Genomic DNA, 8,179 nt, shown 5'->3' with positions numbered 1-8,179 from the left:
ATCGCCCGGCCGAAGCGCGAGCCGACGAGGCGCGCGCTTCGGCCGGGCGATGCGGGGGCTCAAGGAGAACGAGTCCCTGGCGCTCTCGGTGGGCATCAACGCCACCCGCACGCTGACCGTCGCGGCGGTGATCTCGGCCGCAATGGCGGGCGCGGCGGGCAGCCTCTACGCCCATTACCTGCGCATCATCGATCCCGAGGTCTTCGCCTTCACCACCACGGTCAGCATGGTCATCATGGTGGTGGCGGGCGGCAAGGGCACGCTGATGGGTCCGGTGGTCGGCGGCCTGATCTTCGGCCTCCTGCCGGTGGCGCTCCGCCCCGTGATGGCGCCGGAGGCCCAGTGGATCGTCTACGGGCTCGTGCTCATCGGGATCCTGTTCGTGATGCCGCGGGGCATCGTGCCGGGGCTCGCGGCCCTCCTGGCCCGCCGCCGGCCGGCGGCTCCGGTCCTCGAAGCCAGCCCGATGGTGCAGCGATGAGCCCGATCCTCTCGGTCGATCATGTCGGCGTGCGCTTCGGCGGCCTCGTCGCCATCGCGGACCTGCATTTCGACGTCCAGGCGGGCGAGATCGTCAGCCTGATCGGCCCGAACGGGGCGGGCAAGACCACCGCCTTCAACGTGATGACGGGCTTCCTCAGGCCCAGCCAGGGCGCGGTGCGCTTCCGCGGCACGGACCTGAAGGGCCTCCAGCCGCACGAGATCACGCGGCTGGGCCTCGCCCGCACCTTCCAGCGCACCAGCGTCTTCCCGGACGACACGGTGTTCGACAACGTGATGATCGGCCTGCACCGCCAGGGCGCTTCCATGAGCCGCGCGCCGCTGCTCGACACGCTTCTCGGCCGGGCGGGCGCGAGCGAGCGGGCCCTGCGGGAGCGCGCGGCGGCGCTGCTCGACTGGGTCGGTCTCGGGGGCCGGGCGCAGGAGAAGGCCGGCTCGCTCGCCTACGGGGAGCAGCGCCTCGTCGGGGTGGCGCTGGCGCTCGCCACCGAGCCCGCCATGCTGCTCCTCGACGAGCCGGTCTCCGGCATGAACGCCTCGGAGACGCGCGTCTTCGTGCGCCTGATCCGGCAGATCCGCGAGCGCGGCATCACCATCCTGCTCGTGGAGCACGACATGCCGATGGTGATGGAGGTCTCCGACCGGATCGTCGTGCTGAACTACGGCCGGCTGATCGCCGCGGGTCCGCCCGAGGCGATCCGCAGCGATCCGGCGGTGATCGAGGCCTATCTGGGCCAGGGCAGCGCCGCCCGGCGCGCCGCCGCCGAGGCCCAGGGTTCCGTGAGCGAGGTGGTCCATGCTTGAGATCCGCGACCTCGTCTGCGGCTACGGCCACGTCACCGCCCTGAAAGGGCTCACGATCACGGTGCGCGAGGGGCAGCTCGTCGCGCTGGTCGGCGCGAACGGGGCCGGCAAGTCCACGACGCTCCGGGCGATCTCGGGGCTGGTCCCGCCGCGCTCCGGCACGATCCGGTTCGAGGGCCGCGACATCGCGGGCGCCGAGCCCCGCCGCATCCTGGCCGAGGGCATCGCCCACTGCCCGGAGGGCCGGCGCGTCTTCCCGCAGATGACTGTCGCCGAGAACCTCGCCATGGGGGCGTATCTGCGCCGCGACCGGGCGGGCATCGCGGCGGATCTGGAGCGGATCTACGGGGAATTCCCGCGGCTCGCCGAGCGCCGCGACCAGGCCGCCGGCACGCTGTCGGGCGGCGAGCAGCAGATGCTGGCGATCGGCCGCGCGCTGATGGGCCGGCCGAAGCTCGTGCTCTTCGACGAACCCTCCCTCGGCCTCGCCCCGAACATCGTCGAGCGGATGTTCGCGGTGATCCGCGCGATCTGCGACGCCGGCACCACGGTGCTGCTCGTCGAGCAGAACGCCTTCGCGGCGCTCGAACTCTGCGATCACGCCTACCTGCTCGAGACCGGGCGCACCGTGCTCGAAGGGTCGGGACAGGCCCTCATCGCCGACCCGCACGTGCGGGAAGCCTATCTGGGTGGCTGAGGTGGCGCGGCCGGACCGGATCCGCCTGGGCCCCTGCGACCTTCTCGGCGATCTCTCGGGCGACCGGCCCCTGCTCCCGGTCTTGGCGGGCCGGCAGCACCTGCTCCTCGTGCGCGAGGCCGGGCGGATCCTCGCCGTCGAGCGGGCCTGCCCGCACGAGGGCGCCGACCTGGCGGCCGGCCGGTGCAGCGCCGGACGGCTGTTCTGCCCCCGCCATCTCGCCTCGTTCAGCCTGCGCGACGGCTCCGTCTCCCCGGGCTGGTCGTTCCGTCCCCTGCGCGTCTTCCCCGTCGCGGTCGCGGCCGACGGGCTCTGGCTCGAGACGGGCCCCGGGCAGCGCCAGCCCTGCTAGCGGCCCAGCGTCCGGGCGGGCGGCGCCCCCGCGCGACGGGCAACACCGCTTCCCTCAGGGCCGCCGATGTCTCCGGTCGCGCCCGCCCCTGCATCGCGGACCGGACCGATCAGCCGCGCCGCCGGAAGGCCGCGAGCGCGGGCCCGCGTCACCCTCCCGGGCGACGACGCTGTGCAGGCACGATCACAATAGGAAGGCGATTTCATATTGAGCGCGCCAAAATTGTCGTTCAGGACATGAGACGAGCGGACGGAGCGTCCCGGGCCGGCACGGAGCCGCGGGCACGGCGTACCCGTCCCGCGACGCGGCACAGGTGGCTCAGGTGCAGTTCGTCTCCTACATCAACCTCGGCGCGGGCGGTCCGGCGCCCGTTGCCGAAGATCCGGCCGAAGCGCTGGCGGCGCAGCGCGCAGCCGTTGCGGCCTACCTCGCAGCGTGTCGCGGCCGCCTGATCGCCGAGACGCGGGAGAGCCGAGTCGACGACGTCGAGCCGGCCCGAACCGCTCTGGAGGAGGCCTTCGCCCTCTGCCGGCAGCACGGGGCGGCTCTCCTCGTCGCGAAGCTGGGGCCGGTGTCCGGAGACCGCGGCTTCCTCACGGCGCTGCGCCGCGAGCGGGAGCGGCATGGGCTGCGCTTCTTCGCGGCCGACATGCCGGAGGCGAACGCGGGCACGCTCGGCATCCTGACGGCCCTGACGGCGCTCGAGGCCCCGCCGCCCGAGAGCGCGGACCGGCGCGCGCGCAAGCGGAACTTCCTGACCGGCCTCGAGGCGAGGCTGCATCCCCGGCGGCGGAGGGGCGTCGGGGCGGGGCGGGCCGAATGTCCGGCGCCCCTGCGCGGCGGGCGCCCCGTGGGCGAGCCGCCCTGTCTGCCCAGGACCCTGGAGCGCGCCCTCGGCGTCGCGCCGGTTCTGGCCGAGATCCGCGCGGCCGGCGCGACCACCTTCGAGCAGATCGCGCACGCCCTGAACGAGCTCGGTGTGCCGAGCGCGCGCGGCGACCGCTGGTATCCGTCGCAGGTGCGGCGGGTGGAGAAGCGGATCGCCTCGGCCGGCTGAGGGCCGAGTGCCCTTTACCGGCGCGGGGCAGGGAGCGGCCCGCTCTGGCCGTTCGTGCCAGAACGGGGTTAGTGACGGAGAGGCCGGAGCATCGGCGGGCCGGCAGGTGCGGGCCAAGGCCCCGGAGGCGCCGCTCGGACGCACCGGTGCGGCTCAAGACGCGCCTGGAATGCGCCTGGAATGCGCCCCGGTACGGGAGATCAGGCCGTGAACGAGATCGACGACCGACGCGACCCGAGCACCGGTGACGACGCGGCGGTCTCGGTGGTCCTCGGGCTCGGCGGGACCCTCCGGATTGGGCCGAACACCCTCTCGGTCTCCGACCTGACGGTGGTCTTCGAGGCGATCGGCCGGACGCGCTCGGTGCAGGGCTTGGCCGACGCGCTCGGCCTGTCCTACCGCGCGGCCTGGGCCCGCCTGCAGGCCTACGAGGCTGCCCTCGGCCGGCCCCTGGTGCGCAAGACCCGCGGCCACGGCACCGAGCTGACCGCGTTCGGGGCCGGTCTGGCGGCGGCCTTCTCCGCCGCAGCGGACGGCCTGAGCGCCGGGTTCGGCCGCGAGACCCGCGTCGTCGAGCATCGCCTGCGCACCCTCCTCAGCGACCGCGCGGCGCCGCTGACGCTGGCGGCGAGCCACGATCCCCTGCTGGTCGAGGTCCTCGCCGCGCACGAGGATATCGCGCTCTCGGTGATGGGCAGCAGCGCGGCGGTGACCCAGCTGCTCCAGGGGCAGGCCGAGGCGGCGGGCTTCCATTGCGGCGCGCTGGTCCCGGAGGCGGCGGGCGCGCCCTTCTCCGCCGTCACCCCCGGAGCCGGCCTCGTCGCGCATCCCCTCTTCGCCCGCGAGCAGGGGCTGCTGCTGGCACCGGGCAACCCGCTCGGCATCCGCACGCTCGCCGACCTCGCCGCGGCGGGGGTCCGGTACGTCAACCGCCAGAAGGCGTCGGGCACCCGCCAGTGGTTCGATCGCCTCCTGGCCGAGGCCGGGCTGCCGCCCGCGGCCATCGCCGGCTACGCCAACGAGGAGTTCACCCATCAGGCGGTCGCCGCGACCATCGCCTGCGGCGCGGCGGATGCGGGGCTCGGCGTGCGGGCCGCCGCCGACCGGCTCGGCCTGGATTTCCTGTCGGTCGGCTGGGAGACCTACTATCTGGCCGCCAGCACGTCCCTGTCCGCCCCGGCCCTCGACGCGCTGATCGCAGCGGTCAGGGCCGGGGCCGCGGCGCGACCCGGCTACCGCGCGGCCGTGCCCGCCGATTGAGGCGCGCCGGAGTACGGCCGGCGTATGGTCGGACGTCGTCTTCCGTTACCCGAGGCCGGACCTGTCGGCGGCGATGGAGGCGAGCAGGATCGCGGCGGACGGCGCCCCGGCCGCGCGCGCGATCAGGCCGGCATCCGCGCGGCGGCATGCTCGGCGATCGCGCCCGCCGTGGTGATCCAGACCGCCTCGCGCCGGGCCGCGATGTGGGCGAGCGCCTGACGGAGCGGGCGCAGGCGGTGCGGCTGGCCGACGATGTAGGGGTGGAGCGCGATGCCCATGACGAGCGGTGCCTGCGCCGACTGCTCCAGCATCTCGTCGAAACCGTCCACGATCGCCTCGGCGAATTGCCGGCCCGTATCCTTGCGGGCGACGATGGCCGGGATGTCGTTGAGCTCCTGCGGGTAGGGCAGGGCCAGGATGCGCCCGCCCCCCCGGGTGGCGAACCAGGTCGGCTGGTCGTCGTGGCACCAGTCGAGCAGGTAGCGGTAGCCCACCTCCGCCAGCAGGTCGGGCGTCGTCCGCGACTGCGAGATCCAGGGGCCGAGCCAGCCGGCCGGCGCCCTGCCCTCCTCCCGCGTCAGGATCCCGGTGGCCTCGGCGATGAGCGCCCGCTCCTCGGCCTCCGAGAGCGTGCCCTGGCGCTCGGCATTGGTGCGCCCGTGCCCGACGATCTCGTCGCCGCGCGTCCGGAAGGCCTCGATCAGGCCGGGACAGTCCCGGTAGAGGCGGCTGTTGACGAGGATGCTGGCGGGCACGCCCAAGCCGTCGAGCATGTCGCGGACGCGCCACGCGCCGACCCGGTTGCCCCAGTCGCGCCAGGCGTAGTTCAGGACGTCGGGCTGCGGACCGCCCGGGGCCAGCTCCGCCCCGAGGCCGGAGCTGAAATCGAAGGTCTCGAGGTTCAGCGCCACGTAGACCGCGAGGCGCTTGCCCTCCGGCCAGTCGTAGACCGGGCGGTCCGGCAGGGCGGAGTAGGCGTAGCGGCCGTGGCCGGCCGGGTCGGGCGTCGTCATCGGGCAGTCGTGTTCCCTTGTCGGGGTTGATCAACGTCGTGGACCAAGTCGCGGGGCGTCAGGCGGCTCCGAGATAAGCCGCCTCCAGCCCCGCATCGGCCCGGAGTTCCGCGGCGGTGCCGGAGGCCGCGACGCGCCCCTGCTCCAGCACGTAGCCCCGGTCGGCGACGGTCAGCGCCAGCGCCGCCATCTGGTCGACGATCAGGATGGTGGTGCCCTGGTCGCGCAGCTCCGCCACCACGGCGTAGAGATCGTTGATGATCGCCGGGGCGAGGCCGAGCGAGGGCTCGTCGAGGAGCAGGATGCGCGGGCGGGCCATCATCCCGCGGGCGATGGCGAGCATCTGTTGCTCGCCGCCCGAGAGCAGGCCGGCCCGGCTCTCCGCCCGCTCGCGCAGGCGGGGGAAGCGGTCGAGCAGGGCCTCGACCTCGGCCGGATCGACGCGCCCGCCCCGGCTCCCGGACCGGCTCCAGGCGCCGAGCCGGATGTTCTCCACCACGGTCAATTCGGGGAAGACCTGCCGGCCCTCCGGCACGAGCGCCAGCCCCAGGCGCGCGACCGCGTGGGCAGGGAGCGCCCCGATCGCGGCGTCGGCCAGCACGAGCGAGCCCTCGACCGGGCGCAGAAGGCCGGCGAGCGCCCGCATCGCCGTGGACTTGCCGGCGCCGTTGGACCCTAAGAGCGCGACCGTCTCGCCCGGCCGCACGGCGAGCGCGATGCCGTCGAGCACGGGTGCGGCGCCGTAGCCCGCCCGCAGGCCATGGGCGGCGAGAACCGGGTCGGCCGGCCCGCTCCAGGGGGCGGTGCGCGGCCGGGCCGGGGTGTCGGCGGCGCCCAGATAGGCCCGCAGCACGGCCGGGTCCCGGCGGATCGCGGCCGGCGTCCCCCAGGCGATCGGGCGGCCCGCATCCATCACCAGGATGCGGTCGGAGACGCCCATCACCAGCGGCATGTCGTGCTCGACGAGGATCACCGCGATGCCGCAGGCCGCGATCCGGCGCAGGAGGCGGCCCAGCCGGTCGGTGTCGGCCCGGGCGAGGCCCGCCGCCGGCTCGTCGAGGAGGAGCACGCGCGGGGCGCCCGCGAGCGCGCGGGCGATCTCGACGAGGCGCCGGTCGACATGGGCCAGCTCCGCGGCCGGCCGGTCGAGGGCGCCCGCGTAGCCCACGAAGGCCAGGAGCGCGGCGGCCTCCTGCCGGTCCTCGGGCCCGGCCCGGCGCAGCAGCCGGCCGGGGGCGCGGGCGAGCGTCACGTTCTCGATCACCGAGAGCGAGCCGAAGAGCCGCGTGGTCTGATAGGTGCGGGCGATGCCGGCCCGGGCGACCGCGTGGGCGGGGGCGCCCGCGAGGTCGCGGGACCCGAGGCGGATCGTGCCGGCGCTCGGGCGGTAGAAGCCCGAGACCATGTTGAGCACGGTGGTCTTGCCGGCCCCGTTCGGGCCGATCACGCTGGTGACCGCGCCGGGCAGCGCCTCGAAGGCGACGCCGTCCGCCGCCCGGATGCCCCCGAAGGCGATGCCGAGGCCCTCGACCGCGAGCGCCTCGCGCTCGGCCCGGCGCAGGAAGGCGGGCGCCCCGGCATCCGGCGCGGGCACTGGCGCGTCCGTGCTCCGCGGCAGCAGGCGCGCGAGGCTGCCGACGATGCCCGCCGGCACGAGCCAGAGCACCACCAGCGTGGTGAGGCCGAAGAAGAGCAGCCGGTACTCGGCGAGCCCGGCGAGCGCCTCCGGCAGCAGCACCGTCACCAGGGCGCCGAAGAGCGGGCCCAGCACCGTGCCGGCCCCGCCGACCACGACGGAGAGCACGAACAGGATCGACTGGCTGAAGGGGAAGGAGCTCGGGGCGATGAACAGCATCAGGGGCGGCAGCACCGCGCCCGCGAGCCCCGTGAGCGCCGCCGAGATCGCGAAGGCCGCGGTCTTCACCCGCACCGGGTCGAAGCCGAGGGAGGCGGCGGCGACATCCGCGTCGCGCACCGCCCGCATCGCCCGGCCGAGGCGGGCGTCGCGCAGGCGATGGAAGCCGTAGAGGCTGAGACCGGCCATGAGCACCGCGAGGAGCGCCAGTTCGCGCTCACCGAAGCCCAGGCCGAACAGGCTGGGCGGCGCGGCCGCGACGAGGCCGTTCTGGCCGCCGGTGAGGTCGCCGCCCTCGATCAGCGCGTGCTCGACCAGGAAGCCGAAGGCGATCGTCACCATGGCGAGGTAGGGGCCGCGCACCCGCATGGCCGGCACGGCGAGCGCCGCGCCGACGAGGCCCGAGAGAGCGGCCGCCGCCGGCAGCGCGGCCCAGAAGCTCAGGCCCTTCAGCGTCAGGATCGCGCTGGTATAGGCGCCGACCGCGTAGAAGCCCGCATGGCCGAACGAGATCAGCCCGGCGAGCCCGAGCAGGACGTTGAGCCCGGTGCCGGCCACCACCGTCAGCGCCACCAGGGCGATGACGAAGTGGCTGTAGCCGGTGGTCGCCCCGACGAGGCCGAGGCCGGCGAGCGTCAGG

The 8,179-nt window shown here is 74.8% G+C and carries 8 protein-coding genes; 6 read left to right on the top strand and 2 right to left on the bottom strand.

Translation table 11 applies throughout. The annotated features are described in order from the left end of the window. The 6 genes from MFF54_RS26495 to MFF54_RS26470 form a co-directional block, all read left to right on the top strand. Nucleotides 1-481: branched-chain amino acid ABC transporter permease (locus MFF54_RS26495; RefSeq protein WP_238307179.1), on the top strand; the 481-nt coding region annotated here is incomplete at its 5' end. Continuing rightward, nucleotides 478-1,305, top strand: a complete 828-nt coding sequence (locus MFF54_RS26490; protein ID WP_238307178.1) for an ABC transporter ATP-binding protein — start codon at nucleotides 478-480, stop codon at nucleotides 1,303-1,305. The genes MFF54_RS26495 and MFF54_RS26490, both read left to right, overlap by 4 nt. After that, a complete protein-coding gene (locus tag MFF54_RS26485; protein ID WP_238307177.1) occupies nucleotides 1,298-2,002 on the top strand; it encodes an ABC transporter ATP-binding protein in 705 nt (234 codons plus the stop codon). The genes MFF54_RS26490 and MFF54_RS26485 overlap by 8 nt, the downstream gene beginning before the upstream one ends. After that, nucleotides 1,995-2,354: a Rieske (2Fe-2S) protein gene (locus tag MFF54_RS26480; protein ID WP_238307176.1), complete on the top strand. Its 360-nt coding sequence runs from the start codon at nucleotides 1,995-1,997 to the stop codon at nucleotides 2,352-2,354. Before MFF54_RS26485 ends, MFF54_RS26480 begins: the two co-directional genes overlap by 8 nt. Before the next feature lie 322 nt (nucleotides 2,355-2,676). Continuing rightward, on the top strand, nucleotides 2,677-3,411 hold the full coding sequence (locus tag MFF54_RS26475; protein ID WP_238307175.1) for a recombinase family protein: 735 nt from the start codon (nucleotides 2,677-2,679) through the stop codon (nucleotides 3,409-3,411). Nucleotides 3,412-3,627: 216 nt separating this feature from the next. After that, a complete protein-coding gene (locus tag MFF54_RS26470; RefSeq protein WP_370880136.1) occupies nucleotides 3,628-4,671 on the top strand; it encodes a substrate-binding domain-containing protein in 1,044 nt (347 codons plus the stop codon). Nucleotides 4,672-4,793: 122 nt separating this feature from the next. On the opposite strand, the gene MFF54_RS26465 is transcribed toward MFF54_RS26470, so the two are convergent. Together MFF54_RS26465 and MFF54_RS26460 are read right to left on the bottom strand one after the other, a co-directional pair. After that, nucleotides 4,794-5,684, bottom strand: coding sequence for a polysaccharide deacetylase family protein (locus tag MFF54_RS26465; protein WP_238307173.1), 891 nt, complete (start codon nucleotides 5,682-5,684; stop codon nucleotides 4,794-4,796). A gap of 58 nt (nucleotides 5,685-5,742) precedes the next feature. Further along, the gene (locus MFF54_RS26460) at nucleotides 5,743-8,178 is read right to left on the bottom strand and encodes a branched-chain amino acid ABC transporter ATP-binding protein/permease (protein ID WP_238307172.1); all 2,436 of its coding nucleotides are present in this window, start codon (nucleotides 8,176-8,178) and stop codon (nucleotides 5,743-5,745) included. Nucleotide 8,179 lies beyond the last annotated feature (1 nt).

It is taken from the genome of Methylobacterium gregans, assembly GCF_022179245.1.
Lineage (GTDB): Bacteria > Pseudomonadota > Alphaproteobacteria > Rhizobiales > Beijerinckiaceae > Methylobacterium > Methylobacterium gregans.
This window is presented reverse-complemented; position numbering and strand designations above follow the sequence as displayed.

Coding starts and splice junctions, on each gene's coding strand:
- MFF54_RS26490 (WP_238307178.1), top strand. CDS start 478: ATGAGCCCGATCCTCTCGGTCGATCATGTCGGCGTGCGCTTCGGCGGC.
- MFF54_RS26485 (WP_238307177.1), top strand. CDS start 1,298: ATGCTTGAGATCCGCGACCTCGTCTGCGGCTACGGCCACGTCACCGCC.
- MFF54_RS26465 (WP_238307173.1), bottom strand. CDS start 5,684: ATGACGACGCCCGACCCGGCCGGCCACGGCCGCTACGCCTACTCCGCC.